Origin of the sequence: Streptococcus mitis bv. 2 str. SK95, from assembly GCF_000222705.1 — a bacterium.
GTDB lineage: Bacteria > Bacillota > Bacilli > Lactobacillales > Streptococcaceae > Streptococcus > Streptococcus mitis_AY.
Genome location: NZ_AFUB01000020.1, coordinates 1 through 532 on the forward strand (window position 1 = coordinate 1; position 532 = coordinate 532).

The 532-nt window shown below is 40.4% G+C and carries 1 pseudogene; it reads left to right on the top strand.

Annotation, left to right across the window (positions count from 1 at the left end):
- Positions 1-324 (top strand): annotated as a pseudogene (locus tag HMPREF9965_RS05325) (cutinase family protein); the annotation flags it as partial.
- Positions 325-532: the final 208 nt, after the last annotated feature.

Below are 532 nucleotides of genomic sequence, written 5' to 3' on the forward strand. Positions count from 1 at the left end.
AAGTTAGCGACAGTAGGAATGAAAACGAAGATCGCAGAGATGCGCGAAAAAGCTCCGCAAGCTACGATGGACATTACAGGTCATTCCCTAGGAACCATTGTCTCTGCGCAAGGGGTAGCTGGCCTCACTGATGAAGAACTGGAGAAAATCGGAAAAGTTGTTCTTTTTGACGGTCCAGACACGACAAAGAGCTTAAAGAAAATGGGCCTCAGCGATGAGAAAATCAAAAAGATTAGCGAAAAAATAGAGTACTATGTCAATCCTTTTGATGTCGTGGGAATGCTCAATCGTGAGCACACCATTACCAAATTACCTGAGGAATCTATAATGAACAACTATACTTATTATAAGTATTTTTTTTTACATTCATGATATAATATACTTAGATTCCGCTATATAGGAGGAAAGAGATGAAAAAACGTACTTTACTTTGGCTAGTTATAGCCCTTGTAGTATTTGGAGGAGGCGCATGGATGGCACAGGAAACAAATCTATTTGGAGGAATAACTCTGAGCCCACGGGCTAAGCAGTT